At 69.8% G+C, this 25,712-nt stretch carries 33 protein-coding genes; 23 read left to right on the top strand and 10 right to left on the bottom strand.

The window, feature by feature from the left end:
• Positions 1 to 2 precede the first annotated feature (2 nt).
• Positions 3 to 233, bottom strand: coding sequence for a hypothetical protein (locus ACESMY_RS04485; RefSeq protein ID WP_372782630.1), 231 nt, complete (start codon positions 231 to 233; stop codon positions 3 to 5).
• A 118-nt stretch (positions 234 to 351) separates the two neighbouring features.
• On the opposite strand from ACESMY_RS04485, the gene ACESMY_RS04480 reads away from it, so the two are divergent.
• Complete coding sequence (locus ACESMY_RS04480) at positions 352 to 1,098, top strand: YebC/PmpR family DNA-binding transcriptional regulator (protein WP_372782628.1); 747 nt, start codon at positions 352 to 354, stop codon at positions 1,096 to 1,098.
• Here the strand turns inward: ACESMY_RS04480 and ACESMY_RS04475 are convergent.
• Positions 1,095 to 2,075 carry a hypothetical protein gene (locus ACESMY_RS04475; RefSeq protein WP_372782626.1) on the bottom strand — a complete coding sequence of 327 codons (981 nt, stop codon included), beginning with the start codon at positions 2,073 to 2,075 and terminating at the stop codon, positions 1,095 to 1,097. The two genes, ACESMY_RS04480 and ACESMY_RS04475, sit on opposite strands and share 4 nt — an antisense overlap.
• A gap of 99 nt (positions 2,076 to 2,174) precedes the next feature.
• On the opposite strand from ACESMY_RS04475, the gene ACESMY_RS04470 reads away from it, so the two are divergent.
• Together ACESMY_RS04470 and ACESMY_RS04465 are read left to right on the top strand one after the other, a co-directional pair.
• Positions 2,175 to 2,663 (top strand): SRPBCC family protein, encoded by a 489-nt coding sequence (locus ACESMY_RS04470; RefSeq protein ID WP_372782624.1) that lies wholly within the window; start codon positions 2,175 to 2,177, stop codon positions 2,661 to 2,663.
• 269 nt (positions 2,664 to 2,932) lie between these two features.
• On the top strand, positions 2,933 to 3,577 hold the full coding sequence (locus tag ACESMY_RS04465; RefSeq protein WP_372782622.1) for a DUF4142 domain-containing protein: 645 nt from the start codon (positions 2,933 to 2,935) through the stop codon (positions 3,575 to 3,577).
• Between the two features lie 3 nt (positions 3,578 to 3,580).
• Here ACESMY_RS04465 and ACESMY_RS04460 read toward each other — a convergent pair whose 3' ends face one another.
• Both ACESMY_RS04460 and ACESMY_RS04455 read right to left on the bottom strand, forming a co-directional pair.
• Complete coding sequence (locus ACESMY_RS04460) at positions 3,581 to 3,952, bottom strand: hypothetical protein (protein ID WP_372782620.1); 372 nt, start codon at positions 3,950 to 3,952, stop codon at positions 3,581 to 3,583.
• A 1-nt stretch (position 3,953) separates the two neighbouring features.
• The gene (locus ACESMY_RS04455) at positions 3,954 to 4,169 is read right to left on the bottom strand and encodes a hypothetical protein (protein ID WP_372782618.1); all 216 of its coding nucleotides are present in this window, start codon (positions 4,167 to 4,169) and stop codon (positions 3,954 to 3,956) included.
• A gap of 306 nt (positions 4,170 to 4,475) precedes the next feature.
• Between ACESMY_RS04455 and ACESMY_RS04450 the strand changes: the two genes are divergently transcribed.
• Complete coding sequence (locus tag ACESMY_RS04450; RefSeq protein WP_293371733.1) at positions 4,476 to 4,685, top strand: cold-shock protein; 210 nt, start codon at positions 4,476 to 4,478, stop codon at positions 4,683 to 4,685.
• Positions 4,686 to 4,766: 81 nt separating this feature from the next.
• Here the strand turns inward: ACESMY_RS04450 and ACESMY_RS04445 are convergent, their stop codons facing one another.
• Positions 4,767 to 4,982 carry a hypothetical protein gene (locus ACESMY_RS04445; protein ID WP_372782616.1) on the bottom strand — a complete coding sequence of 72 codons (216 nt, stop codon included), beginning with the start codon at positions 4,980 to 4,982 and terminating at the stop codon, positions 4,767 to 4,769.
• A gap of 112 nt (positions 4,983 to 5,094) precedes the next feature.
• On the opposite strand from ACESMY_RS04445, the gene ACESMY_RS04440 reads away from it, so the two are divergent.
• From ACESMY_RS04440 to ACESMY_RS04400, 9 genes are all read left to right on the top strand, one after another.
• A complete protein-coding gene (locus ACESMY_RS04440) occupies positions 5,095 to 6,768 on the top strand; it encodes a M28 family metallopeptidase (protein WP_372782614.1) in 1,674 nt (557 codons plus the stop codon).
• 102 nt (positions 6,769 to 6,870) lie between these two features.
• Complete coding sequence (locus tag ACESMY_RS04435; RefSeq protein WP_372782612.1) at positions 6,871 to 7,491, top strand: hypothetical protein; 621 nt, start codon at positions 6,871 to 6,873, stop codon at positions 7,489 to 7,491.
• A gap of 13 nt (positions 7,492 to 7,504) precedes the next feature.
• The gene (locus tag ACESMY_RS04430) at positions 7,505 to 8,296 is read left to right on the top strand and encodes a site-2 protease family protein (protein ID WP_372782610.1); all 792 of its coding nucleotides are present in this window, start codon (positions 7,505 to 7,507) and stop codon (positions 8,294 to 8,296) included.
• Positions 8,293 to 9,048 (top strand): EcsC family protein, encoded by a 756-nt coding sequence (locus ACESMY_RS04425; protein WP_372782608.1) that lies wholly within the window; start codon positions 8,293 to 8,295, stop codon positions 9,046 to 9,048. Before ACESMY_RS04430 ends, ACESMY_RS04425 begins: the two co-directional genes overlap by 4 nt.
• A complete protein-coding gene (locus ACESMY_RS04420) occupies positions 9,045 to 9,527 on the top strand; it encodes a hypothetical protein (RefSeq protein ID WP_372782606.1) in 483 nt (160 codons plus the stop codon). The genes ACESMY_RS04425 and ACESMY_RS04420 overlap by 4 nt, the downstream gene beginning before the upstream one ends.
• Positions 9,528 to 9,906: 379 nt before the next feature.
• Entirely contained in the window at positions 9,907 to 10,404 is a 498-nt protein-coding gene (locus ACESMY_RS04415) for a UrcA family protein (RefSeq protein WP_372782604.1), read from the top strand.
• Between the two features lie 152 nt (positions 10,405 to 10,556).
• Complete coding sequence (locus ACESMY_RS04410; protein WP_372782602.1) at positions 10,557 to 11,282, top strand: peptidylprolyl isomerase; 726 nt, start codon at positions 10,557 to 10,559, stop codon at positions 11,280 to 11,282.
• Entirely contained in the window at positions 11,279 to 11,863 is a 585-nt protein-coding gene (locus tag ACESMY_RS04405) for a hypothetical protein (protein WP_372782600.1), read from the top strand. The genes ACESMY_RS04410 and ACESMY_RS04405 overlap by 4 nt, the downstream gene beginning before the upstream one ends.
• A gap of 151 nt (positions 11,864 to 12,014) precedes the next feature.
• On the top strand, positions 12,015 to 12,320 hold the full coding sequence (locus ACESMY_RS04400; protein ID WP_372782598.1) for a UrcA family protein: 306 nt from the start codon (positions 12,015 to 12,017) through the stop codon (positions 12,318 to 12,320).
• A 131-nt stretch (positions 12,321 to 12,451) separates the two neighbouring features.
• Here ACESMY_RS04400 and ACESMY_RS04395 read toward each other — a convergent pair whose 3' ends face one another.
• Positions 12,452 to 14,290 carry an NF038122 family metalloprotease gene (locus ACESMY_RS04395; RefSeq protein WP_372782596.1) on the bottom strand — a complete coding sequence of 613 codons (1,839 nt, stop codon included), beginning with the start codon at positions 14,288 to 14,290 and terminating at the stop codon, positions 12,452 to 12,454.
• A 127-nt stretch (positions 14,291 to 14,417) separates the two neighbouring features.
• On the opposite strand from ACESMY_RS04395, the gene ACESMY_RS04390 reads away from it, so the two are divergent.
• A complete protein-coding gene (locus ACESMY_RS04390) occupies positions 14,418 to 14,786 on the top strand; it encodes an EthD domain-containing protein (protein WP_372782594.1) in 369 nt (122 codons plus the stop codon).
• On the opposite strand, the gene ACESMY_RS04385 is transcribed toward ACESMY_RS04390, so the two are convergent.
• The 3 genes from ACESMY_RS04385 to ACESMY_RS04375 form a co-directional block, all read right to left on the bottom strand.
• Complete coding sequence (locus ACESMY_RS04385; protein ID WP_372783386.1) at positions 14,728 to 15,423, bottom strand: hypothetical protein; 696 nt, start codon at positions 15,421 to 15,423, stop codon at positions 14,728 to 14,730. The two genes, ACESMY_RS04390 and ACESMY_RS04385, sit on opposite strands and share 59 nt — an antisense overlap.
• A gap of 198 nt (positions 15,424 to 15,621) precedes the next feature.
• Positions 15,622 to 15,912 (bottom strand): helix-turn-helix domain-containing protein, encoded by a 291-nt coding sequence (locus ACESMY_RS04380; protein WP_372782592.1) that lies wholly within the window; start codon positions 15,910 to 15,912, stop codon positions 15,622 to 15,624.
• Positions 15,913 to 16,162: 250 nt separating this feature from the next.
• On the bottom strand, positions 16,163 to 17,635 hold the full coding sequence (locus ACESMY_RS04375) for a phospholipase D-like domain-containing protein (protein WP_372782591.1): 1,473 nt from the start codon (positions 17,633 to 17,635) through the stop codon (positions 16,163 to 16,165).
• A gap of 120 nt (positions 17,636 to 17,755) precedes the next feature.
• Between ACESMY_RS04375 and ruvC the strand changes: the two genes are divergently transcribed.
• Together ruvC and ACESMY_RS04365 are read left to right on the top strand one after the other, a co-directional pair.
• Positions 17,756 to 18,265, top strand: coding sequence for a crossover junction endodeoxyribonuclease RuvC (gene ruvC, locus ACESMY_RS04370; RefSeq protein WP_372782589.1), 510 nt, complete (start codon positions 17,756 to 17,758; stop codon positions 18,263 to 18,265).
• 161 nt (positions 18,266 to 18,426) lie between these two features.
• Positions 18,427 to 18,612, top strand: coding sequence for a hypothetical protein (locus ACESMY_RS04365; protein WP_372782587.1), 186 nt, complete (start codon positions 18,427 to 18,429; stop codon positions 18,610 to 18,612).
• Positions 18,613 to 18,625: 13 nt separating this feature from the next.
• Here ACESMY_RS04365 and ACESMY_RS04360 read toward each other — a convergent pair whose 3' ends face one another.
• Positions 18,626 to 19,870 (bottom strand): MFS transporter, encoded by a 1,245-nt coding sequence (locus tag ACESMY_RS04360; RefSeq protein ID WP_372782585.1) that lies wholly within the window; start codon positions 19,868 to 19,870, stop codon positions 18,626 to 18,628.
• A gap of 261 nt (positions 19,871 to 20,131) precedes the next feature.
• On the opposite strand from ACESMY_RS04360, the gene ruvA reads away from it, so the two are divergent.
• The 7 genes from ruvA to tolB all read left to right on the top strand — a co-directional run bounded on the left by ruvA (position 20,132) and on the right by tolB (position 25,626).
• A complete protein-coding gene (ruvA, locus tag ACESMY_RS04355; RefSeq protein WP_372782583.1) occupies positions 20,132 to 20,746 on the top strand; it encodes a Holliday junction branch migration protein RuvA in 615 nt (204 codons plus the stop codon).
• Complete coding sequence (gene ruvB / locus ACESMY_RS04350) at positions 20,743 to 21,777, top strand: Holliday junction branch migration DNA helicase RuvB (protein WP_372782581.1); 1,035 nt, start codon at positions 20,743 to 20,745, stop codon at positions 21,775 to 21,777. Before ruvA ends, ruvB begins: the two co-directional genes overlap by 4 nt.
• Positions 21,770 to 22,222 carry a YbgC/FadM family acyl-CoA thioesterase gene (locus ACESMY_RS04345; RefSeq protein WP_372782579.1) on the top strand — a complete coding sequence of 151 codons (453 nt, stop codon included), beginning with the start codon at positions 21,770 to 21,772 and terminating at the stop codon, positions 22,220 to 22,222. Before ruvB ends, ACESMY_RS04345 begins: the two co-directional genes overlap by 8 nt.
• 73 nt (positions 22,223 to 22,295) lie before the next feature.
• On the top strand, positions 22,296 to 22,997 hold the full coding sequence (gene tolQ / locus ACESMY_RS04340) for a protein TolQ (RefSeq protein ID WP_372782577.1): 702 nt from the start codon (positions 22,296 to 22,298) through the stop codon (positions 22,995 to 22,997).
• Positions 22,998 to 23,000: 3 nt separating this feature from the next.
• A complete protein-coding gene (locus tag ACESMY_RS04335; protein ID WP_372782575.1) occupies positions 23,001 to 23,531 on the top strand; it encodes an ExbD/TolR family protein in 531 nt (176 codons plus the stop codon).
• Positions 23,528 to 24,322, top strand: coding sequence for an energy transducer TonB (locus ACESMY_RS04330; RefSeq protein ID WP_372782573.1), 795 nt, complete (start codon positions 23,528 to 23,530; stop codon positions 24,320 to 24,322). Before ACESMY_RS04335 ends, ACESMY_RS04330 begins: the two co-directional genes overlap by 4 nt.
• Positions 24,322 to 25,626, top strand: a complete 1,305-nt coding sequence (gene tolB, locus ACESMY_RS04325) for a Tol-Pal system beta propeller repeat protein TolB (protein WP_372782571.1) — start codon at positions 24,322 to 24,324, stop codon at positions 25,624 to 25,626. Before ACESMY_RS04330 ends, tolB begins: the two co-directional genes overlap by 1 nt.
• Positions 25,627 to 25,712: the final 86 nt, after the last annotated feature.

Below are 25,712 nucleotides of genomic sequence, written 5' to 3'. Positions count from 1 at the left end.
GCCTAGATCCGCGCTCGCCGCCGCACCTCGACGATCCGCTCCGGGCTCAGCCAGTCCGACAGCGCCAGCACCGCCAGGGTCACGCCGACGCCGAGCGCGAAGGCGCCGATCGCCGCGGCCGTGACGCCGGCCGGGCCAACCTGGATGTGCTTGGGCTCCATCCAGTGGACCATGTCGCCGTTGGGCGCCGGTTGGCCGAGGTCATCCACTTCCTCGACGATCTGTTCGCTCATGGCAAAGCCTCCCGCTCAAGGTCCATCGCAGCTAACCCGCCCGCATGGCGGGGGTTCCGAACGCCGCCCGCCAAGGCTAGAACACGGCTCCCTCATACAGGACCCGCGCGGACGGATCATGGCCGGACATTCCAAGTTCAAGAACATCATGCACCGCAAGGGCCGCGCGGACTCCGCGCGCTCGAAGCTGTTCTCCAAGCTCTCCCGCGAGATCACCGTGGCGGCCAAGGCCGGCCTGCCCGACCCCGCGATGAACGCGCGCCTGCGGCTGGCGGTGAACAACGCCAAGGGCGAGTCCCTGCCCAAGGACGTCATCGACCGCGCCATCAAGAAGGCCAGCGGTGGCGACGCCGAGGCCTATGAGGAGATCCGCTACGAAGGCTTCGGCCCGGGCGGCGTCGGCGTGATCGTCGAGGTGCTGACCGACAACCGCAACCGGGCGGCCTCCAACGTGCGGTCCACCTTCTCCAAGAACGGCGGCAACCTCGGCGAGACCGGCTCGGTCGCCTTCATGTGGGATCGGGTGGGCCAGATCACCTATGCGGCCTCCGCCGGCTCAGAAGAGAAGATCATGGAAGCCGCGATCGAGGCTGGCGCCGAGGACGTGGAGTCCGACGACGAGGAACACACCATCTACACCGCCTTCGAAGACCTCTCCGAGGTCGCGGGAGCCCTCGAGGCCGCGCTCGGCGCCGCGAAGTCCACCGCCGTCGCCTGGCGACCCAAGGCGCGCACGCCGGTCACCGGGGACGCCGCGGCGACCCTGATGAAACTGCTGGAGTCCCTCGACGACGAGGACGACGTCCAGCACGTCTGGTCCAACGAGGACATCGACGCGGCCGAGCTCGAAAAGCTGATCGGCTAACGCCCTGCCGAGGCGGCCTGGGCCGCTTCCCGCTCCTTCTGGCGGCCGCCGGCCAGCATGCCGCTCATCGCGTAATTCCCTTCGTGGCAGGCGACCTCATAGATCGGTCCCTTGGCGCGCCGAAGCGCCATCTCTCCGCGCCAGGTGCGGCTGAAGATCGCCGGATCGCTCACCGTGAATTCATAGCGGATCTCGTCGCGGCCGGTACGCGTGAAGCGCTCCGTCACGTGGGCCTGCGAGGACAGATAGAAGTGACCCGGCGAGCGCCAGGACCCGGTCGGATTGAACCGGTCGGTCTCCACCACCAGGGTGTCGCCCTCCCACCGCCCAACCGAGCGGCCCATCCACGGCTGGATCTGGTCCGGCGCCGGCGGCCCGGCCTTCAGCGGTATGATCCGCGTGTCGTGGTTCATCTCGACGACGATCGCCAGGTGCTCCGGCGTCTGCACGATCTGGTAGTTGTTGTTGTAGCCGGTGTTCAGCATCGGCGGGCCGGAGACGCCGCCTGAGCCCAGCAGGCAGCGGTCCGCCGCGGTCCGCGCCTCGGGGCCGTCGAAGGCGGTGAGGAGGCCCGCGATGCTGCGCTGGACGGTCTTTTCGCCCGCCTCGGTATAGGGAAGCCGCCCGTCCGGCGGGTCGACGATCCACGAGGTCCTGACCTCGCCGCCGAGCCGCCCCAGATAGCCGCCCTGGTCCCACCATTCGGTCTTCGCCTGGTCGACGTTGTCGCCCGGCACCACCGGCGCCCCGTCCTGCCTGGCCTCGTAGGCGCTGGCCTCGGCCTCGGTGATCACCAGCGCGCCGAACTCCTTCATCCGCTCGAGATGGGTGAGCGAGGCGTTGGTCCACAGGCCCTGCAGGTCGGGCCGCCCTGACGCGGTGCGCGGGGGCTTGTAGCCGCCCGCCGCCGCGGCGCCCGTCCAAAGCAGGGCCAGAAGGGCGCTGGTCGCCAGCGTATGAGCGATAGAAGGGCGCATGCGGGGTCTCGAAATGCCGGGCCTGAGCCTACTACGCCCTTGGCCGCCGGGGCGAGCTGTGGCCAACTCCATACCAATCATTCTGGGGGGACAACAAAGATGCTGCTGAAGACCACCGCCATTGCGCTCGCCGCGCTGGGCCTTTCCGCCGGGCTCGCCCGCGCCGCCGACTTCGTGACCGTTCCGCTGGAGGTCGTGGTCAATGCCCCGGCCGACAAGGCGTGGCCGAAGATCAACGGCTATTGCCAGATCGGCGGCTGGTTCAAGACCACCTGCGAGATCACCTCGGGCAAGGATCACGAGATGGGCGCGATCCGCGTGATCGCCGGCCGCGTGACCGAGCTGCTCGTCGCCAGCACCGCCTGGAGCTACAGCTACAGCCAGCCGAAGTCGCCGATCGACTATCATGGCACCGTGGAGATCCGCCCGGTCGACAAGGGCCACTCCAAGCTGCTCTACACCCTGGTCTACGACGCCGACGCGCTTCCCAAGCACGAGGCGGAAGACAAGGCCAAGGACAAGGACAACCGCACCAAGCAGTTCACCGTCCTGATCAACGCGATGAAGGCCGCCGCCGAGGCGAAGTAGCGCCCTTAGTGCGGACGGAAGGTGGCGATCGCATAGACCGCCACCAGCAGCAGCAGGCCCACCACCATGGCGCGGCCGATCAGCTTGCGTTTGGCGGCGGCGCGTTCGTCGGGCGTGTCGTTCATGCCCGCGGATGAGCCCTGCCGGCGCGACGGCGTCAAGCGTGGCGAGGGGAGAAGGGGGCCGAGGCGGCGTTGACCGAACGGCGGAACCAAGCGCCATGAGGCGCCTTTCTGCTCCCGAACCTAGTCACCGGGAGACACTGCCTCATGAAATCCGCCATCCTCCTCGCCGCCGCCTCCGCCGCCGTGCTGTCGCTGGCCGCCTGCAACAAGCCGGCGAGCACGACCGCCACCGACGCCGCCAGTTCGGCGAGCACCGCCGCCAGCAACACCGCCGACGCCGCGGGCGCTGCGGTCGACAAGGCCCAGGACGCCACGGGCGCCGCGGTCGGCGCGACCTCGGCCGCGACGCTGGGCTCGCACGACACCGGCGCCTTCGTCTCCAACGCCAGCCAGAGCGACATGTATGAGATCGAGGCGGCGAAGATCGCTCAGGCCCGCTCCAAGACCGCCGACATCAAGAGCTTCGCCAAGATGATGGTCGCCGACCATACGGCGACCTCCAAGGCGATGGCGCCGCTGGCCAACGCCGCCGGCCAGACACCCGCGGTCAAGCTCGACCAGCGCCGGCAGGGCTTCATCGACAACCTGAAGTCCGCCAGCGACGCCGACTTCGACAAGACCTATGTCGACCAGCAGGTCGCCGCCCACGAAGAGGCGCTGACCTTGATGGATGGCTATGCCAAGGACGGCTCCGACGCCGGCCTGAAGGACGGGGCGGCCAAGACCGCGCCGAAGGTCCAGATGCACCTCGACAAGATCAGGGCGATCCAGGCGTCCCTGAAGAAGTAGCGCCTAGGCGACGGCCTCGGGCGTCGCCACGACCTTCTTGACCGCCTTCTTGCGGGTCGCCTTCGGCTTGGCCGGAGGCGCCTCGGCGGCCGCGCCGCGGACGTAGGAGGTGTCGCCGCGGTCCAGGGTGGATTGCGTCACCCCGCCCTGGTCCACGGCCACGCCCAGATAGCGCATGCCGTCGGGGCTGTAGCTGATGTCGGCCATGGCGACCTTGGGGTCGCGCTTCAGCTCGGAGACGTCGCGCAGCGTCATGCGCAGCGTCATGGCCGCGCGCTTCACGCCGTCGGCGTCGGCGGCTTCGATGGCCATGCGGGCTTCTTCGGCGGCGGAGCCGCGGCGGCGGGTGGGCTTTTGCGCGTTGGGGGAAACCATCTCAGGCGTCCGCGAAGAAGCCGTGTTCGCCGCTCACCCGCACCTGGCAGGCGCGGCCGGAGTCCTGGAGGGCGCGGGCGCGTTTGTTGGCGGCGGCCTTGGCCTCTTCCTTCTCGGCGGTGTGGTCGGAGAAAACGCCCTGATGCTCCACGGCCCAGCGGCCTTCGTGGCGCGCCACGGTAAGGGTTTCGCGATCGGCTGCGCCACGTATGGCCATGGGTGTGATCCTTCCAAAGCGCGGCGCACCGCCGCGAGCCTGGGATTACGAAATGATTAAGGGATAAGATTTCTATAGGTAAAACAGCGCGCTGTCTCCCCCTTTCGGCAAAGCTAGGGGGATTTTCCTTGCGTCTTGCTACTCATCGTGGGAGCATGCGGCATCGAATATCGTTTTGGCTCGCCCGCTCTCCATCCCCGATTTCGCAATCGGGCGCCGGAACCGCCCTCGACCCTCTCCGAAAATTTGATCTCGCCGCCCATCGTGGGCGCGTGAATACTTAGATACCCGGAAGGGGATACTGATATGGCGACTGGTGTCGTGAAGTGGTTCAACGGCCAAAAAGGCTTTGGTTTCATTCAGCCGGATGACGGCGGACAAGACGTGTTCGTGCACATCTCGGCCGTCGAGCGCGCGAACATGTCTTCGCTGAACGAGGGTCAAAAGATCAGCTACGAGCTGGAAAAAGACCCGCGCAATGGCAAGACGTCCGCCGGCCAGCTGCAAAGCGCCTAAGGACTGACGCCGGCTCCTTCGGGAGTCGCGCAAACCAACGGAGGGCCGGGGCCGCGAGGCGCCGGCCCTTTCGTTTGGGCGCTATTTCGGGCCGTTCTTTTCGGTCTTCGGGCCGTCGGAGACCTTGGCCAGGGCCTCGTCCGGCGTCGCGCCGGCGTTGATCGCGGCGAGCACCTTCTGCCGCTGGCTCTCGTCCTGCACCACCGCATCGACGGACCGCTTCACGGACGCGTCGCCCTGGCTGGCGCAGCCCGCGAGCGTGGGCAGGATCATCAGGACGAGGGCGAGGCGGCGCATGGGTTGAGACTCCTTCGCCAGCCCAACGCGCGAGGGCCGCGATGCGTGCCCGAGGTGCGATCGCAACCGCAGGCGGACTGGCCGCCACGAGAATTGGGGCTACTGTCACGCCATGCGCATCCCCTCACTCGCCTACGCCGCCGCCCTGACGCTCGCGGCCTCTCCCGCCTTCGCCCTGCCCGCCGCCGGCCCGATCTCGCCGGAGCGCCTCTCGGCCCATGTGAAGGTCCTGGCCGACTCCAAGCTTGCCGGCCGCGCGCCGGGGGGCCCGGGCGAGCCGGGGACGCTCGACTACCTGATCGGTCAGTTCAAGGCGCTGGGCCTGAAGCCCGCCGGCGACAAGGGCGGCTGGACCCAGGCGGTGCCGCTGATCCGCTTCCAGGTGCAGCCGGGGGCGAAGTTCCGGCTCGCCGCCGGCGGCGCGCCGCGCGAACTCGCCGAAACCCAGGAGATCATGGCCTGGACCCAGCGCCCGGTCGCCGAGGTGAAGATCGAGGACGCCCCCCTGGTCTTCGTGGGCTATGGCGTCACCGCGCCCGAACGCGGCTGGGACGACTTCAAGGGCGTCGACCTGAAGGGCAAGATCGCCGTCATCCTGATCAATGATCCCGACTTCGAGGCCCTGCCCGGCGAGCCGGTGGCCGGCAAGTTCGGCGGCAAGGCCGCGACCTATTATGGGCGCTGGATCTACAAATTCGAGGAAGCCGCCCGCCAGGGCGCGCTGGGCGCGCTCATCGTCCACGAGACGGCGGGCGCGGCCTATCCCTGGTCGACGGTCGTGGCGTCCAATGGCGACAGCTATGACGTGGTGCAGACCGATCCCGCCAAGGTCCACCCGCTGCTGCAGGGCTGGATCCAGCGCGACGTCGCCGTCGATCTCTTCAAGAAGGCCGGTCTCGACTTCGAGGCCGAGAAGGTCCGTGCACGGACCGCCGGCTTCCGGCCGGTGGCGCTGAAAGGCGCGAGCTTCTCCGCCGAGCTGGGGATCAAGACCGCGCGCCTGGTCAGCCACAATGTGCTGGCCCAGATCCCCGGGACCCGGCGGCCGAAGGAAAGCGTGATGTTCGCCGCCCACTGGGACGCCTTCGGCATGGGGCCGCCGGACGCCGCCGGCGATCCGGTGCGCCACGGCGCCATCGACGACGGCATGGGGGTGGCCGGCGTACTGGAGATCGCGCGCGCCTTCGCCAAGGGCCCGAAGCCTGAGCGCACCGTCGCGTTCGGGGTCTGGACGGCCGAGGAGCGCGGCCTCCTGGGCAGCGAATATTACGCGACCCATCCGGTGTTCCCGCTGGCCACCACCGCGGCCAACTTCACGATGGACGTGGTGCAGACCGCGGGCCCCAGCCACGACCTGATCCTGGTCGGGTCCGGCAAGGACTCGCTCGAGGCCGATCTCGTGAAGGCCGCCGCCCGGCAAGGCCGCGCCATCACGCCTGACCCGCATCCGGAGCGGGCGCTGTTCTACCGGGCCGACCACTTCAGCGTCGCCAAGCGCGGCGTGCCGACGGCGCTGATCATGGGGATGGCGGCGGGTCCGGACCTGGTCCAGGGCGGCCGCGAAGCCGGCGACCGCTGGGTCAACGACTACACCACCAGGTGCTACCATCAGGTCTGCGACAACTGGAGCCCCGACTGGGATCTGCGCGGCGCCGCCCAGGACATCGCACTCTTCTATGAGGTGGGCCGCGACCTGGCCAACTCGCCCGGCTGGCCGGTCTGGAACGCGGACTCCGAGTTCAAGCGGGTGCGCGCTGAAACCGCGGCGGCCCGCAGGGCTCGGTAGGGTCACGCATTGACCGCCAGGGCCGCGCTTTCTATCTGCGCAGATGAACGGCGTTCAGTTACAACGAGCCGCCGCCTTTCAGAGCCTCAAAGGGAAACGTCCATGATCCGCACCGCCGCCACGGCGCTCGCCGCCCTCGCCCTTTCCGCCACCGTCGCCGCGGCCCAGACCCCCGCCCCGGCCGCGCCGGCCGGCCCGCCGCCCATCGTTCGCGGCACGGTGACCGCCATGACCGAGACCTCGCTCACCGTGAAGACCGACAAGGGGCCGCAGGTCGTCGGCCTGACCCCCTCCTGGTCCGTCGCCGTGATGAAGCCGGTGGCCATCGACGCCATCCAGACCGGCAGCTTCATCGGCACCACCGAGATGCCCGGCAAGGACGGCATGGGCAAGTCGCTGGAAGTGCACGTCTTCCCGCCCGGCGTGAAGATGGGCGAAGGCCACTATGGCTGGGACCTGAAGCCCGGCTCGATGATGACCAACGGCACGGTCGGCGAAGTGGTCGCCGGCAAGAAGGGCTCGCGCGAGCTCGACGTCTCCTATTCCTACGGCAAGCGCCACATCACCGTGCCCGCGAACGTCCCGGTCGTGCAGATCGGCCCCGGCAAGCGCGAGATGGTCAAGGTCGGCACGCCGGTCTTCATGGTCGTCGGCAAGACGCCGAACGGCATGGTGACCAACTCCGTCTCGGTCGGGGAAAACGGCGCCAAGCCGCCGATGTGATAAGCCTCGCGGCGTGACCGACGACGCCGTATCTCCGCCCCTGGCCCCATCCAGGCCCAATCCGTTCGTCGGGCCGGGCATCCTCTTGCTCTGGCTCGGCCTGGGCGCGGCTCTGGTGGCCTGGCCCAGCGGGCCGCTGGTCTTCGCCTTTGTGATGGTGGGTTGGATCCTCTCGGTGATGGCCCACGAGTTCAGCCATGCCGCGGTCGCCTGGCTCGGCGGCGACCGCACGGTGGCGGAAAAGGGCTATCTCTCGTTCGATCCCAGGCGCTACGGCGACCTGGGCGTCAGCCTGGTCCTGCCGCTGATCGCCCTGCTGCTCGGCGGCGTCGGCTTCCCAGGCGGGGCGGTCTACATCCGCAACGACCTGATCCGCACGCGGCTCTGGCGCTCGGCCGCGTCCCTGGCCGGACCGGCGGCGACCCTGGTCGTCCTGCTGATCCTGGCCTTCGGCCTCTCCTTCTGGACCGGCTGGGGCGTCGAGGGCGCAGGCTCCGTCGCGCTTTTCGAGGCGCTGAGCGTGCTGGCCTTCCTCCAGGCCATGGGTCTGATTCTCAACCTGCTGCCGATCCCCGGCCTCGACGGGTTCGGCGCCATCCGCCCCTTCCTGCCGGCCGCCCTCACCCCGCACATCCGCAAGGCCGAGGGCCTGGTGATGGTGGGCCTGCTGCTGCTGATCTTCTGGGTTCCGGGCGCCAGCGCCCTCCTGTTCCGCGGGGCCGCCAACCTGGGCGTGGTGCTGGGCCTCGACCTGAACGCCCTGCGCGAGGGCTGGTCGGCCTTCCACTTCTGGCGTCCCGCATGACCGCCGCGACCCCGCCCGCCGGACTTTCGGAGCCCGCCTACGAGGCCTGGGCGCGCGGCGAGGTCGAGCACTGGCGCCGCCGGATGCTGAAGCCGGCCACCCGGCTCGACCGCATGGCCGGCGCCGTCCAGGTGCGGATCAACCGCATCATCCCGGAGAAGGTCCACGCCGTGGTCACCGACGTCATCGAGCGGATGACCCGGGCGATCCTGGTGGGCGCCGACGCCACCACCTTCAGCGCGCCCCTGAAGGACGCGCCGCTCAGCCTGCGCGACCGGAAGGCGCGGAGCGCGATCCTCGGCTACCGGGCCACCGCCGCGGCCGAGGGCGGGGTCACCGGGGCCGGCGGCTTCTGGCTTTCGGCGGCCGACTTCCCGGCGCTGGTGGTCATCAAGCTCAAGCTGCTCTTCGAGCTGGCGGCGATCTACGGCCACTCGGGCGAGCTCTTCGCCGAGCGGCTCTATATCCTGCACCTGTTCGAGCTGGCCTTCTCCGGCGCCGACCACCGTGCAGCGGTGCTCGACACGCTCGAGGATTGGGACGCACGGCGCCATCCCGAGACCTTCGAAACCTTCGACTGGCGGACCTTCCAGATGGAATACCGCGACTACATCGACCTGCCGAAGATGGCCCAGATGGTCCCGCTGATCGGCGCGCCGGTAGGCGCAGTGGTCAACTGGCGGCTGCTCGACCGGCTGGGCGACACCGCGGTCAACGGCTACCGGACACGTTGGCTGGAGCGGCCGGCGTGAGGGCGCTCTTGCTGGCGCTGGTCGCGCTCGCGGGGCCGGTCATCGCCGCGCCGCGCATCGGCGAGCCGGAGGTCCGCGGCCTGGTCGCACGCCAGTCGCGGGCCTGGAACGCCGGTCAGCTCGACGCTTATTTCGCGACCTTTGCCCCGGCCGCGCGGTTCACCGACCAGGCGCTGGGCAACGACAACAAGATCGTCCCCTATGGCGTCAGCACGGTAGCCGAGGCCCGCGCCCAGAGCCGGCGCACCCTGGCCGCCGGCAAGCTCAGCGAAACCGTCACGATCGACATCGTGACCGTCGCGCCGGACGGCCGCTCGGCCAGGCTCTCGGCCCGCGTGCTCACCGAGATCGCCAAGGGCCCGGCCATGCGCCGGGTCTGCGCCCGCCGGGTGGAGACCTTCGAACTCATGCCTGTGGGCCTGCGCGCCACGGGCCAGACCGACACTGTCGTGCGCTGTCACGCCGGCGCGGGCGGCTGAGACGCGGTCGTCGCGCCCAACCGATAGCCAACCTCCAGTTGTCGAGCCTGAACCGGCGCCATTTCGACCGGTGCATAGCGAAGAATTACGCCCGCGACAACTGTCCTGACTTCAGGAACACATCAGAATCACGGATGCTTATTTTCGCGCATCGTTGGCATACATAAGACCTATTGGAATTATTCAAGCTATTAGTTCTAATTGTATATCAAAGTGTCATTTGTTTATTCAGTATAAGTCACTTCCTGCAACCACCTGCGCCTAGTTGCAACTGGTTGTTGGCAAGTATGAGTCATCATATGTTATTCTTATATCTAAGGACTCTCTCAACTCGTGGTGGTGCATACGGGGGATATTGAAGCCCGAAAGGAAGAACACCTTGTCCCACTTCACCACCCGTATCGCCGGCCTCGCCGCGCTCGCCCTCGGCGTCACGCTCGCCGCCGCCGCCCACGCCCAGCCCACGGTTCAGATCTCCGACCTGAACCTGGCGAGCGCCGCCGGCCAGGCCGCCTTCGCCCATCGCACCGACGTCGCGGCCGATCAGGTCTGCGGCGACGAGCGGAACCTCTCCATCCAGTTCGCCTGCAAGGCCGCGGTCCGCGCCGAGGTGACCGAGAAGCTGGCGGCGATCGCGCCGACCACCCAGTTCGCCGCCTCGTCCCACGCCCGGTCGTCGGTGCGCATCGCCGACCTGAACCTGGCCAGCGCCGCCGGCAAGGCCGCCTTCGCCCACCGCCTGAACGTGGCGGCCAGCCAGGTCTGCGGCGACGAACGCGACCTGACGATCCAGCACGCCTGCCGGGTCGCCATCCGCACCGAGGTGACGGAAAAGCTGGCGATGATCACGCCCGCCACCCAGCTCGCCCAGCGCTGAAGACGCCACCGTTCGCCCCGGCTCTCCCCCGACCCAGGGCGATCGAGCGAGGCCCGCGACCATGCCCTGGTCGCGGGCCTCGCTGCGTTTGGCGCGCCGCGGTCCCGCGGGAACGCCTTCCATTTCGAGGCGCGCCCGGTAGGCTGGCGGCCATGCTCCTGCGCCGCACGCTTCTCGCCCTCGCCCTCGCCCTCGCCGGCGCGTTTTCCGCGCCGGCCCTCGCCCAGCCGGCCAACCCCCGCGTGGTGATCAACACCACCCAGGGCCCGATCACACTGGAGCTCTTCGCCGACAAGGCGCCGATCACCGCGGGCAACTTCCTGAAGTACGTCGACCGCAAGCTCTTCGACGGAGCGACCTTCTACCGGGCCACCAAGCCGGCGGGCCAGGTCGGCAACGACTATGGGGTGATCCAGGGCGGCCTGCAGAACGATCCCAAGAAGGTGCTGCCGCCGATCGCCCACGAGAGCACGGCCAAGACCGGGCTGAAGCACACCGAGGGGACCATCTCCATGGGCCGCCACGCGCCGGGCTCGGCCCAGTCCGACTGGTTCATCTGCATCGGCGACCAACCCTACCTCGACGCCAGCGCCAAGGACCCGGGCTTCGCCGCCTTCGGCCGCGTGGTCGACGGCATGGCGGTGGTCAAGACGATCCTCGGCCTGCCCGTCGATCCCAACGCCGGCGTCGGCGCCATGAAGGGCCAGATGCTGATCAAGCCGGTCCGCATCAGCTCGGTCCGCCGCGCGCCGCCGGGCCCGCCCGCGCCGACCCCGCCGGTTGCAGCCCCGCCGCCGGCCCCGGCCGCGAAGCTGCCGGGAATCTCGCTGACTCCGGACACGCCGCCGCCGGCGACGCCCGCGCCGGGCGCCGCGTGAGCGGGGCCGCCGGAGCGCCGCTGACCATCGGCGTCGATGTCCCCTGGGTGACCAGCTGGTCGGGCGAGCAGGTCACCGGCGTCGCGCCTTGCCCCTCCGTCGACGGGGCCCTGGCGATCGGCCAGGCCGAGCGCCCCGGCGAAGGCCGGCCGATGTACTCGCGCAATCACCTCTTCCGGCAGCGCAAGTCGGTGCGCGAGATGCGCTGCCCGATGTGCGGCGAGCCGACCGCCGAGGGCGACCGCTGGACCCAGACCGGCCGCTGGACCACCGCCGGCGAGATCCGCGCCAAGGGCCTGGGTGTCTGGCTGCCGCCGGAGTTTCCTGACGACAAGCCGCTGCTCGACGCCGGATCCATCGCGCCGCTGCACCGCGCCTGCGCCGAGCGCGCGCTCGCCCGGTGCCCGCACCTGAAGGGCCTCGACGACCGCGAGCTCAAGGCCTTCCCCGGCGCCTGGATCGTCGCCGCGCTCAGCGTCGAGGCCAGGCCGGCGCACGCGCTGGCCAACGTCCCGCGCAAGTCCGCCGCGGCGGTCAGCTTCCTGCAGCTGATCGGCGTGCCGGACCACGACGCGGCCTGAACATTACAAGCCGTTTAAGTAATTAACCCTCGGTAATTTTGTTAAATCGAGGTCATTACGCAGGCTTCACGGGACTTCTACAGCACGCCCAAGTATTCCCTCCTCATCGGCGGCCCGCGCCGCCCACATCATTCGAACGAGGGAAACCACCATGAACATGTCCAAGCTGACCGCCCGCATCGCCAGCCTCGCCACCCTGGCCCTGGCCGCCCTGCCCGCCGCCGCCCTGACCACCGCGGCCCACGCCCAACCGCCGCAAGCCAGCGTCCAGGTCGCCGACCTGAACATGGCCAGCGCCGCCGGCAAGGCCGCCTACGCCCAGCGCCTCGACACCGCCGCCCGCCACTTCTGCCTGCGCGAAACCAGCCTGGGCCTGCAGGCCGCCTGCCAGGCCGCGGTCCGCGACGAGGTCAACGCCAAGGTGGCCACGAACATCCAGTTCGCCAGCCGCAGCTGAGAGATCTGTCGCCTCGCCCTAGGCGATAGTGGGTCCCCCCGGCCCAGCCAGCCCGCCCCCACTCTCCCAGCGCCAGGGGGCGGCCAAGGCCCGCGATCCTCCCCGATCGCGGGCCTCTTGCTGTCGGCCGCTCAGTTCCCGAAGATCCAGTTCCCGGTCAGCGTCGACATCTGCACGCCCACCAGGATCATCTCGTTGCCGGCGCCGAAGTCGATGACCGTGTCGGCGCCCACCTGGCTGACCGTGAAGGTGGTCCCAGGGTCCAGCATCACCCGGTCGCCTTCGGCGAGGTTGAAGTCCAGCACCTTGTCGATGCCGGCGTCCTGGGAGGTGTGGAAGAGGTCCGCCCCGGCCCCGCCGCTCTCGGTGTCGTTGCCCCGGTCGCCGGAGATGAAGTCATCCCCGGCCCCGCCGCTCAGCACGTCGTCGCCCTGGCCGCCGCGCACCTGATCGGCGCCGTCGCCGCCGTCCAGCGTGTCGTTGCCGAGATTACCCCAGACCACGTCGTTGCCGGCGTCGCCGAACTGGACGTCATTGCCCTTGCCGCCGACCACCCAGTCGTCGCCCGCTCCGCCGTGCAGGGTGTCGTTGCCCATGTTGCCGTTGATGTCGTCGAAGGCCGACCCGCCCGTGATCACGTCGTCGCCGTCGTTGCCCCGCAGGTAGTTAACCCCCGAGGCGCCGCCGGTGATGGTGTCGCCGCCGGCCCCGCCCTGCAGGGTGTCGCCGCCCGCCGCGCCGACCAGCACCTCGCCGGCCGCGGTGGCGCCCGTCCCGGTCTGGCTGACGTCGACCCGGTAGGTCCCGGTGTAGCCATCCACGAAGGACCCGGCCTCGACATAGAACGTCCCGCTGGAGGGCGCGGTGAACACCAGCCGCGAGTCCGGGTCGGAGCCGTCGGTGACGTCGTCGTTGGAGGCCAGCAGCGTGCCCCCGGCGTCGTGCAGCCGCAGGAAGGGGTCGGCGAGCGTCCCGCCCCCGCCGGCCCGGCCCACCAGGTTGACTGTGTAGGTGTCGCCCGCCTGGAACTGCACGGCGAACCAGTCGCGGTCGCCGGCGGTCTGTAGGGCGCCGGCCGCCGAGCCGCCGACGGCCAGCTGGCCGAACGGATGGCTGGCGTCGGTCAGGCTGGAGGCGAATTCGTCCGGCGCCGGCTGGAACCCGACGCCCGAGCCGGTGGGGTTCCAGCCCAGCACGTCCAGCACCCGAAGGTCGGTGGTCGACACCGTGCCCGGCGACCCGGGCCCGCCCGGCCCGAAGGCGTCGCCACGGGTGTTGTCCCAGTCGCCCAGGTCGAAGCCATCGTTCATCCCCGTGGCGCTGATCGAGTTGTGGAAGGCGAGGTTGGTGACGTGCTGGCTGTCGATGCCGAAGAAGGTGGCTGCGCCGTCCGAGCCGCCGGTGAAGTCGCGCACCCCGCCGGCCGTGAAGCGGAAGAGGTCGAGCGCCTCGAACCGCGCCCCGTCGAACCCCAGGCTCGAGGTCCGGCCGAACACCCCCTCGGTGATCTCGTGCTCCAGCGCCCCGATCGCGTCCTGGCCGAAGGTGAAGTTCAGGTCGCTGTTCAGCACCACCGAGTCGTCGATGGTGTTGCTCTGCGGGGCCAGACCCAGGATCCGCGCCTGGGTGGTGGGGATGGAGAACCCGGCCCCGTGCGAGGGGTCTGCGGCCGGCAGGCCGTTCACCGCCAGGATGTCGTCGGCGGTGGTGGCATGCGCCCGGAGCGCGGCGCTCAGCGTCGCATAGCTCACCGGCACGCTGTCGAACTCGTTCTGCGCGCTGAAGGTCGCGCCCAGCGACTTCAGGTCGAAGCTCACCCCCACCGTCACCGCATTGGTGAAGTGGCTCTCCAGGAAATTCTCGGCGGAGATGATGGCGCTGCGGTAGGCGTCGGTCACCCCGTCGCCGTAATAGTTGACGAAGACCAGGCCGCTGCCCGGTCGGCTTACGCTCTCGGTGTCCAAAGACATGCCCGGCTTTCCTTGGCCTTGGCCTTGTCCCCCGCGGCCAGTGGGACGGAACACCTTTGGGTTGTCAATGCGCGCGCGGCCACAGTCGGGGCTTTCCGCCGCGGCGATCCGGCGCGAAGCTCAGCCCATGATCAAGCTCACCTTCTGCCTGACCCGCCTGCCGCACCTGGGCCGCGAGGCCTTCCAGGACTACTGGATCAACACCCACGGCCCGCTCGTCGCTTCGGTCGCCGGGACCCTGCAGATCCGCCGCTACGTCCAGCTCCACAGCCTGCCGGCCGAGGCCAGCGCCGGCATCCGCGCCAGCCGCGACGCGCCGCCGGAGTACGACGGCGTGGCCGAGCTCTGGTTCGACAGCCTGGAGGCCCTGGCCGCCAACGGCCAGCGCCCCGAGGCCCAGGCGGCGGGCGCCCTGCTGCTCGAGGACGAGCGCCGCTTCATCGACCTGCCGAGGAGCCCGCTCTGGTGGGGCGAGGAGAACCCGATCGTGGGCTAGGCGCCGACGCGGCCGCCGCCGCCGGCCCCTCGCGGTCCCCATAGATCACCCGCACCGACCCGTCCGGGTCCTCGAGGCTGACCACAAGCCCCCTGGGGCCCGTCGGCTCGGCGTAGCGTTTCAGGCTCAGCCGCGCGGCGCGTTTTTCAGCGGCCCTCACCGTTCGCCGCAGCATCGGCCAGGACTTCCGGTCGCCCAGCCAGGGCAGGGTCTCGCAGGCCAGTTCGAGCATGATGTCCTCGACCATGGCCTTGGACCGCCGGTAGTCGGCCAGGAACTCCGGATAGCGCCTCAGCCAGTTGTAGACCGTGCCGAGCGAGGGCATGGCCGGGTCTCGGCAGATCGCCGTCAGCGCCTCGCCCATCATCACCCGGTCGCAGACCGCGTTCGCGATCTCCGTCTCATAGCCGTCGAGGCCCGCGTTCCAGGCTGGGCGGGGGCCCTGGCCGATCCTTGCCTGGCGCGCGGCGTCGCGCTCGCCCTGGGCGGCCAGCGACCCGGCCCGTGCGGTCTCCAGCGCATGACGCTTCATCTCCCGGAACTCCGGGCGCGCGCGCGCCCAGTTCCACACCGTCTTCTCCGTGGGCATCGCGGGATCGGTCCGGCAGATCGACCTCAGGCTCTCGCCCGCCGCCAGCCGCCAGCCGCCGGCAGATGGCCGCCCCGCGCTCCGGCCAATAGGTGCTGGCGTAGAGTCCCGGCGCCGTCTGGGGCTTCAGGGTGCGGCGGGACTGGAACAGGCGTTGCGCAGGCATCAGGCGGATCGTCTCACGGCCCGCCGGCTCCGCCAAAAATTCAGTGCGAAAATCTCAGGGTCGCTCCGGACCGGCGGCGCTCAGGCCGTCAGCTGCTGCGGCTGACCCATGCCGCGCCACTTCGAAGGCTCCCGCTCGGGCGCCGCCGCGGCGGGCAGGCCGTAGATGAATTCGCCCACCGGCGCCTGCAGGGCGTCAGCGATGGAGATCAGCCGGGCGATGGGCATGGCGATCAGCCCCGCCTCATATTTCTGGATCTGCTGGAAGGTCAGGCCGCAGCGCGCGGCCACGTCGCCTTGCGTCATCTCAAGCAGCCGACGCCGAGCACGGAGTCGTCTGCCAATGACCCGATAGATTCCCTGGTCCCGCATTAACTAGCCCCAGTGTAACGCCTCCTCATCTTGCTCTTACAAGCGTCACTGGCAAAGGTTTCCATGTTCTGTGAACGCGTTTTTCCGCAATTTGCACGAGAAAGTTACTCCCAAAACACACCTTATGGTTAACGGCGGTGAGGCGCCCGACACAGGGTTTCCGGTCGCAGGCTTATGAAATCATAGGAAAGCTTGGCCGTTGGCGATCCCCTCTCCCCCGAGCGCAGTGAGGGAGGGCCAGAGAAGCCCTTCAGGCCTTCGCCGCCTCGCGTCCCCGCCGGTCGGCGCTGGCCGCCGCCCGCTTGCGGCTCCAGGGCCGCCAGCTGTCGTGAGGCCCCAGCGGATCGCCGAGGTGGTAGTCGGCGACCAGCTCGCCCAGCGGGCCCAGCGGCTTCAACTGGATCGGCCGCAGCCGGGCGTAGCCGGCGTTGCGCAGCGCCTCGACGCCCGGTCCGATCGCCCCCGCCTTGCGGATCGCGGCTTCCATGATGGCCTCGTCGCAGCCCAGCCAGTGGGCCAGCAGCCGGGTGCGCAAGGTCGCGATCTCGCGGCGATTGCCGGTCCCGGCGCGGCCGGCGGCCTCGAAGCTCATGTCGCACTCGCTGTCGAAGCCCATCGAGCGGTTGTTGATATTGGCCGAGCCGATGCGCAGCAGCCGATCGTCGACGATCGTCAGCTTGGCGTGGACGATGATGATCCGGCCGAGCGTCGTCACCGGGCTGTAGGCCTGGAAACGGCCGTGCTTGTCCGCCCGCTTCAGCCGCTCGATGAACTTCACCCGCGTGCCGTCCATGGTCATCCGGTCGAAGTAGCTCGGCGACTGCTCGGTGCCGATCAGCACCACCTCCGGCCCGCCGGGCTCGGCCAGCCGGGCGGCCAGGGCGCCGGCGATCAGCGGCGAGGTGAAGTACTGGTTCTCCATATAGATGCAAGCCCGCGCCTCGCGGATGGCGGCCAGGTGCAGGGCCTCGACCTCGCGCACCTCGGGATGGTGGTTCCAGGCGGCCACCGTGCGCGAGAGCCCGACCTCGACATCGGCGAACTGCGGCGTCACCCCGGCCGGCCAGGCGGGCCGCACCTTCGGCGGTTCCGGTAGGATCTCGCCGGTGCGCCGCGCCCAGCGCTCGCGGAACAGGGCGCCGAGCGCCCGGGCCGGCGCGCCCTCGACCACGCCCATCACCTCATGGCGCGAGGCGAAGTCCTTCTTCGAATTCTTCTTGATCTCCCGGCGGTCGTCATCGTCGAGATGCAGCGGCGTGTCCCAGCGGTCGGGCCCGATGTCGCCGCCGCCGCAGAAGCCGATGGCGTCGTCGACGATGATCGCCTTCTGGTGATGGCTCGCGCCCATCGGCAGCTTGCCGTCCAGCACGAACTTGACGTTGCTCCCCTTGAACTCCCAGCGGTCGGCGATCGGAAACCAGTTCTGGGTGGCGGCTACCGGCGCCGCCGACTGCCAGCAGAGGATGCGCACATCGAGCTTGGGGTTCTCGCGGGCCAGCCGCTTCAGGAAGTTGGCGATGCGGTCGTCCTGCGGTCCCGTGCAGCCGGGCTGCGGGTGGAACAGGGTGTCCGGCTCGAAGGCCCAGTTGAGCAGGTGGATGGAGTGCCTGGCCTTGCCCATCGCCACCATGGCGGCGTCGAAATAGGCCGCCATGTCGATCAGCAGGGCCGCGCGCCCCGACGTCTCGCGCCGCCAGCAGGTGGTCCCGGGTTCCAGCAGCATGATCGGCCTCTCCCGCCAAGGTGGGATAGCGGCTCAAGGCCAAGGTTGTTCCGTCCGAAGGCGGTCACCTTTCGTCAAGGCTTCCGGCGCATCCCTTCCCGGTCCACACTGGAACAGACGATGAACGCGAATCAGCCGCTCCGCATCCTGGGTCTGGACCCCGGTCTCCGCCGCACCGGCTGGGGCGTGGTGGCGGTGGACGGCGCGCGGCTCACCCACGTGGCGCACGGGGTGATCGCGCCCAAGGACAGCCTCGCCTTCTCCGAGCGGCTGCTGATCCTGTTCGAGGCCATCGCCGAGGTCATCGCCCTGCACGCCCCGCACGAGGCGGCGGTGGAGGAAACCTTCATGAACAACAACGCCCAGTCGGCGCTGAAGCTCGGCCACGCCCGGGCCTGCTGCCTGATCGCCCCGGCGCGGGCGGGGCTCAGCGTCGCCGAATATGCCGCCACGGTGGTCAAGAAGGCGGTGGTCGGCACCGGGGCGGCCGACAAGGCCCAGGTCGGTTTCATGATCCGCCGCCTGCTGCCGACCGCCGGCGACACGACCTCCGACGCCGCCGATGCACTGGCGGTCGCCATCGCCCACGCCCACGCCCGCCGGGCCCGGGCCTACCTCGGCGCGGCCTGACCTCCGGCCGGCGCGAGCCGGGCCATCCTTTTGAAACCACGGAAAACACGGAAAGCCACGGAATCGCAGCGACGATATCCGAACTCGACGCCCGCCCATCGCCGGGCGGCCCGCTCGCTTTGGCCTAAATTCCGCCGCAGCCCACGGTCCAGCTTCGCGCCATGCGAACCCTGGTCCTCGCCGCCGCGCTGGTCCTGCTCGCCGGGTGCGGCGGGAATATCGACTGGGTCGACCACCACGGCCTCGACCCGCCGCCCACCGGCTCCGTGATCCCCGCGCCGCACGGCGCCTGGACCGACGGCCCCTCCGTGGGCGGATGGGGGACGCCGGAGACCAAGCCCCAGTGACCTGAGGTCCCCTCTAAGGCGCGGCAGGCGAACCCCGCCGGAAGAGCACGCCCCAGCTCAGCCCGCGGGTGGCCATCGCCACCACGCCATAGACCGCGACCGCCGCGACGCCGATGCCGGCCTCGGTGAGCAGCATGCCGGTCGCCCCGAACCGGGTCTCCGCCCAGCCATCGACCAAGGTGACCACCAGGATCGGGACGTTGGAGAGCGAGGAGATCAGGTTGAACTTGGTGGCCGCCGCCCCCTGGCCGATGGCCTCGAGCGTCACCGCCGAATAGGCGCCATAGCTGAAGCCGACCACGAAGTTGTAGAGGCAGGCGAAGACCAGGAAGGAAGCGGGCGTGCGCGGCCCGAAGGCCATGACCAGGGCCACCGCCGACAGCGCCACGCCGAACAGCATATAGGCCTGCTTGCGGTCCATGCGGTCGGCGAGGTAGCCGCCGGCGATGCAGCCGGGGATGGAGACCAGGCCCGAGAGCAGGCCGCCGACCAGCGCCACCTCGTCGGCGCCGGCGCCCCAGTCCTTGGCGATGGCCGCCCAGAGCTGCTGCAGGCCGCCCGAGCCGATGGGCAGCAGCATGATGAAACAGGCGAGCAGCCCGATCCGCGCGCGGACCAGGGTCAGCACGTCGCGGCCGGTCTCCTTCAGGGTCTCAAGATAGCTGCGCCCGTCGGCCACCCGCCCGGGCTCCCGGAGCCAAAGCAGCGGCAGGGCCGAGGCCATGCAGACCGCGGCGAGAAAGGCGCCGGAGATCCACGGATGCCCGGAGTGCCGGACGATCAGGAGGCCCAGGCCGCCGCCCAGGCCTGCGCCGCCCAGGTTGCCCGCCTGGCTCCAGCCGCCGGCCTGGCCCTTCTGGTCCTCAGGCGTGTCGATGGCCATGAACCGCTCGACCGACATGGTGGTAATGGTGGCCATGAAATTGGCCGCCAGGACCAGCCAGCCGAACGCCGGCAAGAGGCCGAGGCGCAGGGGCATGAAGGCGATCCCGGCGATGATCGCGGCCGTGCCGGCGACGCCCACCAGGTACCAGGCCTTGGCGGTGAGCGTGGTGTCGATCACCGGCGCCCAGAGCACCTTCCAGGTGTTGGGCAGGAGACCCATGCCGGCGAGCGCGGCGATCGCCGCGACGCTGGCGCCGGCGTTACCCAGCAGCCAGCCCAGGGTCACGGTCACATAGCCGAAGGCGATCCCGAACGGCAGGTAGAGGATCAGATAGAGCGCCGGATGCGGGCCGCGATGGGCGGTGTCGGTCATGGATTTGAGCTCCCCGGGCGAGGACGCTAGCCCGCCGGAAGCCGCGTCGGAACCACACATTCTTGATGGGCCGCCACCCGTTAGGCGAGTACCGCACCCAGTGGTTGAATGACGTGGTTAAGCCGGGCCCCTCCGACGGGGGGTTTGATCCCCGGATGTTCACGATTGATCAAGCGAAGCGGCATGGTTTACGGCATGCTTGGAACAGATGCCGAACGTGATTCACACTTCACCCGACCTTTGCAGCCCGGAGTTCCCCTTATGATCGGGCGGCTGTGGGGCGTCGTGGCCGAGGTCGGCGAGGAGGAGGCGCTGCTCGACGTGGCCGGCGTCGGCTATGTGGTGCGCTGCGGCTCGCGGACCCTGTCGCGCCTGCCCGGAACCGGCGAGACGGCCACCCTGCACATCGAAAGCCAGTGGGGCGAGCAGACGGGCATGACCCTCTACGGCTTCCTCGACCGCAACGAGCGCCGCGCCTTCGTGATGCTGAAGACCATCCAGGGCGTGGGGCCCAAGGCGGCCCTGGCCGTGCTCGACGTCCTGCCGCCGGCCGAGCTCTCCGCCGCCGCCCAGCGGGGCGACCAGGCGTCGGTGGCCCGCGCCCAGGGCGTCGGCCCCAAGCTCGCGCTGCGCATCGTCACCGAGCTGAAGGACAAGCCGATCGGCGACGGCGTAGTCGCCGCCTTCCACGCCAGCGCGCTCTCCGCCGAGCCCGCCAAGCCCTCCGCGTCCGGAGAAGCGGTCGCCGCCCTCATGGGCCTCGGCGTCGCCGAACCCGCCGCCCGCCGCGTCGTCGAGCAGGCCGCGCTGCGCATGGGCGACGACGCCGAAGCCCCCGCCCTCATCAAGGCGGCCCTGCAGGAACTCGGGCGGTGACCCGCATCGTCTCCGGCGAGCCGATCCCCTTCGAGGCGCCCGACAAGGCGCTGCGGCCGCAGACGCTGGCCGAGTTCGTCGGGCAGGAGCAGGCCAAGGGGAACCTGCGGGTCTTCATCGAGGGGGCGAAGTCGCGGGGCGAGGCGCTCGACCACGTGCTGCTGTTCGGGCCGCCGGGCCTGGGCAAGACGACGCTCGCCCAGATCGTCGCTCGCGAGCTGGGGGTGAACTTCCGCGCCACCTCCGGCCCCGTCCTGGCCAAGGCCGGCGACCTCGCCGCGATCCTCACCAACCTCGAGCCCAACGACGTCCTCTTCATCGACGAGATCCACCGCCTGGCCGCCAACGTCGAGGAGATCCTCTATCCGGCCATGGAGGACCACGTCCTCGACCTGATGATCGGCGAGGGTCCTTCGGCGCGCTCGATCCGCATCGACCTCGCGCCCTTCACCCTGGTGGCGGCGACGACGCGGGCGGGCCTGCTCGCCACGCCGCTGCGCGACCGGTTCGGCATCCCGATCCGGCTGGAGTTCTACACCCCCGCCGAACTCAAGAAGGTGCTCTCCCAGGCCGCCGCCAAGATGGGGGTGAACCTGCATCCGGAGGGCGCCGAGGAGATCGCCGCCCGCGCCCGCGGCACGCCGCGCGTCGCCGGGCGCCTGCTGCGCCGGGTCCGCGACTTCGCCGCCTCCGACGGCGTCGACCTGATCGACCGCCGCGCCGCGGCCTCGGCGCTGGCTCGTCTCGACGTCGACGAGATGGGCCTGGATGCCCTCGACCGCCGCTACCTGCGCGCGCTGATCGAGAACTACGCCGGCGGTCCCGCGGGGGTGGAGACGCTCGCCTACGCCATCGCCGAGGCGCGCGACGCCGTCGAGGACGTCATCGAGCCCTTCCTGCTGCAGCAGGGCTTCATCCAGCGCACGCCCCGCGGCCGCATGGCCTGCGCCAAGGCCTATGCGCACCTGGGGCTGACCGCGCCGAAGGGCCTCGGCCAGGCCCAGCCGGGAGACCTCTTCGACGATGAGTGAGACGGAGCCATCCGCCGGCTGGCTGGTCGGCCGCGAGCACCAGTTGCCGGTGCGCATCTATTACGAGGACACCGACTTCACCGGCGTCGTCTACCACGCCAACTACCTGCGCTATTTCGAGCGGGGGCGGAGCGACTTCTTCCGGCTGGTGGGCGTCAGCCATTCCGCCCTGTTGGAACGTCCGGACCCGGCCGCCTTCACGATCGTGCGGATGACGGTCGATTTCAAACGCGCCGCCCGGATCGACGACGCGCTCCTGGTGCGTACGACCTATGACAGCGCCAAGGGTCCGCGCCTCTTCATCAGTCAACGGATCACCCGTGGCGAAGAGCTGATAGCCGCCGCCCAGGTCGAGGCCGCCTGCATCGACCTGAAGGGCCGCGCGCGCAAGCCGCCGCCGGGCATGGCCGAGGCGCTGGCCCCGCTGTTCACTCCTTCGCCATAAGATCGCCACCGCGCCCCCTCACCACGGCCCCATCCCTGATTCGCCCCCGGCCTCCCCAGCTCCTGGACTTCGCATGGACCACACCGCCGTCACGCCCGAGAGCTTCAACTTCTTCGTCCTGTTCATGCGGGCCGACTGGGTCGTGAAGCTGGTGATGCTGGGTCTGGCTTCGGCCTCGCTGTGGTCCTGGACGGTGATCCTCGACAAGACCGTCCGCTTCTCGGCGCTCAACCGCGAGGCCAACGCCTTCGAGGACGAGGTCGCCTCCGGCAAGAGCCTCGAGGAGGTCGCCGCCGAGGCCGGCGAGCGGCCTCGCCACGTGCTGCCGCGCATGCTGCAGGGCGCGCTGCGCGAATGGCGCGAGGCCCGCGCCAAGGGCCCGTCCACCGACACCCAGACCGCCTTCCTGATCCAGCGCATCGACCGCGTCCTCGACGCCGCCATCGCCCGCGAAAGCGCCCGCGTCGAGGAGGGGCTGGGCTCGCTGGCCATCGTCGCGACCGCCTCGCCGTTCGTCGGGCTGTTCGGCACCGTCTGGGGCATCATGAACGCCTTCCAGTCGATCGCCATCCAGAAGAACACCTCGCTGGCCGTGGTCGCGCCCTCGATCGCCGAGGCCCTGTTCGCCACCGCCATCGGCCTGATCGCCGCCATCCCGGCCTATATCGCTTTCAACGCTTTCTCGACCTCCGCCGGGAAGTTCGCCGGACGGCTGGAGGGCTTCGCCGACGACCTCTCGACCGCCATCCAGCGCCGGCTGGCGGAGCGGACCTAGGCCATGGCGCTCTCCGCCAACGACGCCTTCGCGGCCGGCGGTGGCCGGGGCCGTCGACGCCGCGGCGGTCGCGGCCGGCGCGGCGCGCTCTCGGAGATCAACGTCACCCCACTGGTCGACGTGATGCTGGTGCTGCTGATCGTCTTCATGATCTCCGCGCCGCTGCTCACCGTCGGCGTGCCGGTGGAGCTGCCGAAGACCGAGGCCGGCGCCCTGCAGGACCAGTCCGAGCCGCTCACCGTCTCGATCCGGGCCGACGGCTCGATCTTCGTGAAGGAGGATCCGGTCGCCTTCGCCAACCTCGCGCCGCGGCTGCATGAGATGGCCGGGCCCGACACCACCAAGCCGCTCTACGTCCGGGCCGACGGCAAGGCGGCCTACGCGGTGGTCGCCCAGGTGATGGCGGCGCTGTCGACCTCCGGCTTCACCTCGATCAACCTGATCACCGACACCGGCGGGCCTTCGTCCGGCGGCCCTTCGTCCGGCGGCAAGACCACGCCCTCCCCGAAGCCGGCGGAGGCCGACAACCCGTGATCCGCCGGGAGATCCAGCCCGCGATGTTGGGGTCCGTGCTGCTGCACGCGACCGTCGCCATAGCGCTGCTGATCTCCTGGAACTTCGCCCGCGACCTGAAGGTGGGCTCCGTCGTGCCGGTGACCATCGTCTCCAAGGCCCCCGCCGCGGACGTGCGTAAGGCCGAGCAGGCGCCGGTCGAACAGACCGCCCTCGCCGATGAGCCGGTCCCGCAGGCGCCGTTGGAATCCACCCCGCCCGCCCCGCAGCCGAAGCCTGCCCCCCCGCCGCCGACCCCAAAGCCGACGCCGACCCCGGCCAAGCCCATCCCGGCGCCGGCCCCCGTCAAGCCCGCGCCCCCGGCCAAGCCGGAGAAAAGCCTCGACCTCGACGCGCTGTCGGCCAGCATTTCCAAGATGCAGAAGCCCGCCACGCCCAAGCCCTCCTCGGCGGCCAAGGGTCCGGCGCGTCCGGAAACCGCCCTGCAGGCGCGCCCTGCCCTGGGCGCCGCCGCCTCGGCCGCGGCCCTGAGCGGCCTCGCCGACGAGCTGCAGCGCCGCTGGAACCCCAACTGCGACGTCGAAGGTGGGCGTGACGTGCAGGTGAAGGTCTATTTCACGATCGGCGCCGGGGCCCAGGTGGTCGGCGACGTCACCACGGAGATCCAGACCGCGCATACGCCGGTCGCGCGCACGGCCGCCGAGCGCGCCGTTCGCGCCGTTTATGCCGCAGCCCCTTTCCGTGACCTGCCGCGGGAGTTCTACGGCCAGAAAATCAAAGTCAACTTCGACGCGCAGAAGGCCTGCTCCTGATGACCCCGCTCTCCAAACGCACCCTCCTGATGACCCTGGCGGCCCTGCCGGCGGCCGGGCTGATCCCGGGTCCCGCCCGCGCCGACATCGAGGTCAACGTCAACCGCGGCGACGTCCAGCCGCTGCCGATCGCCATCCCGGCCTTCGGCGGCGCGCCCGCGGGGACCGACATCTCCGGGGTCATCGCCGCCAACCTGCAGCGCTCGGGCCTGTTCCGGCCGCTCGACCCGGCGAGCTTCGTCGAGCGCGACCTCACCACCGCCGTCCAGCCGCGCTTCCCGGCCTGGAAGCAGATCAACGCCCAGGCGCTGGTCAATGGCCAGGTCACCGTCGTGGCCGGCCGCCTGCAGGTGGACTTCCGCCTCTGGGACGTCTTCGCCGAACAGCAGCTGCTCGGTCTGCAGTTCACCTCCAGTCCGGAGAACTGGCGGCGCGTGGCCCACAAGATCTCCGACGCGGTCTATGAGCGGCTGACCGGCGAGAAGGGTTATTTCGACACCCGGGTGGTGTTCGTGGCCGAGTCCGGCGGGCGGGGGAAGAAGACCAAGCGCCTGGCGATCATGGACCAGGACGGCGCCAACCCCAGCTATCTCACCGACGGCTCGGCGATCATCATGACGCCCCGGTTCTCCTCGACCAGCCAGGAGATCACCTACATGGAGCTTCGGCCCGAGGGCTCGAAGATCTATCTGCTCAACCTCGACACCACGCGCCGCGAGAGCATCGGCGATTTCAAGGGCATGGTGTTCGCCCCACGGTTCTCGCCCGACGGCGGCAAGGTGGCCTTTTCGGTGGAGCGCGGCGGCAACAGCGACATCTTCGTGATGGACCTGAAGAACCGTTCGACCGCGCGGCTGACGGCGGATCCCGCAATCGACACCTCGCCGTCCTTCTCGCCGGACGGCTCGAAGATCGTCTTCAACTCCGACCGCTCAGGCTCGCCGCAGCTCTATGTGATGGGCGCCGACGGCTCGGACCCACGGCGGATCACCTTCGCGCAAGGGCGCTACACCACCCCCGTCTGGAGCCCGACCGGGGAATTCATCGCCTTCACCAAGCAGGTCGGCGCGGAGTTCCACGTCGGCGTGATGAAGCCCGACGGCTCCGACGAGCGGATCCTGACCTCCAGCTATCTCGACGAGGGCCCCGCCTGGGCGCCCAATGGCCGGGTGCTGTTGTTCAGCCGGGAATCCGCCGGCGGCGCGTCGAAACTGTGGAGCGTCGATGTCACCGGGCGCATTCTGCAGCCGATGCCCTATCCCGGCGCGGGATCGGACCCGGCCTGGTCGCCGTTACTCAACTAGGCGTACGCCATAATGCCTGCATAATACCTGCATAATGCCTGAGTAACGCCTGCCGTTTAGTTGTTGCCCTGCGCCGTCGGGCGCGC

Source organism: Phenylobacterium sp., from assembly GCF_041691455.1.
GTDB lineage: Bacteria > Pseudomonadota > Alphaproteobacteria > Caulobacterales > Caulobacteraceae > Phenylobacterium.
Note: the sequence above shows the minus strand (reverse complement) of the source record. Positions and strands in the feature narration are given on the sequence as shown.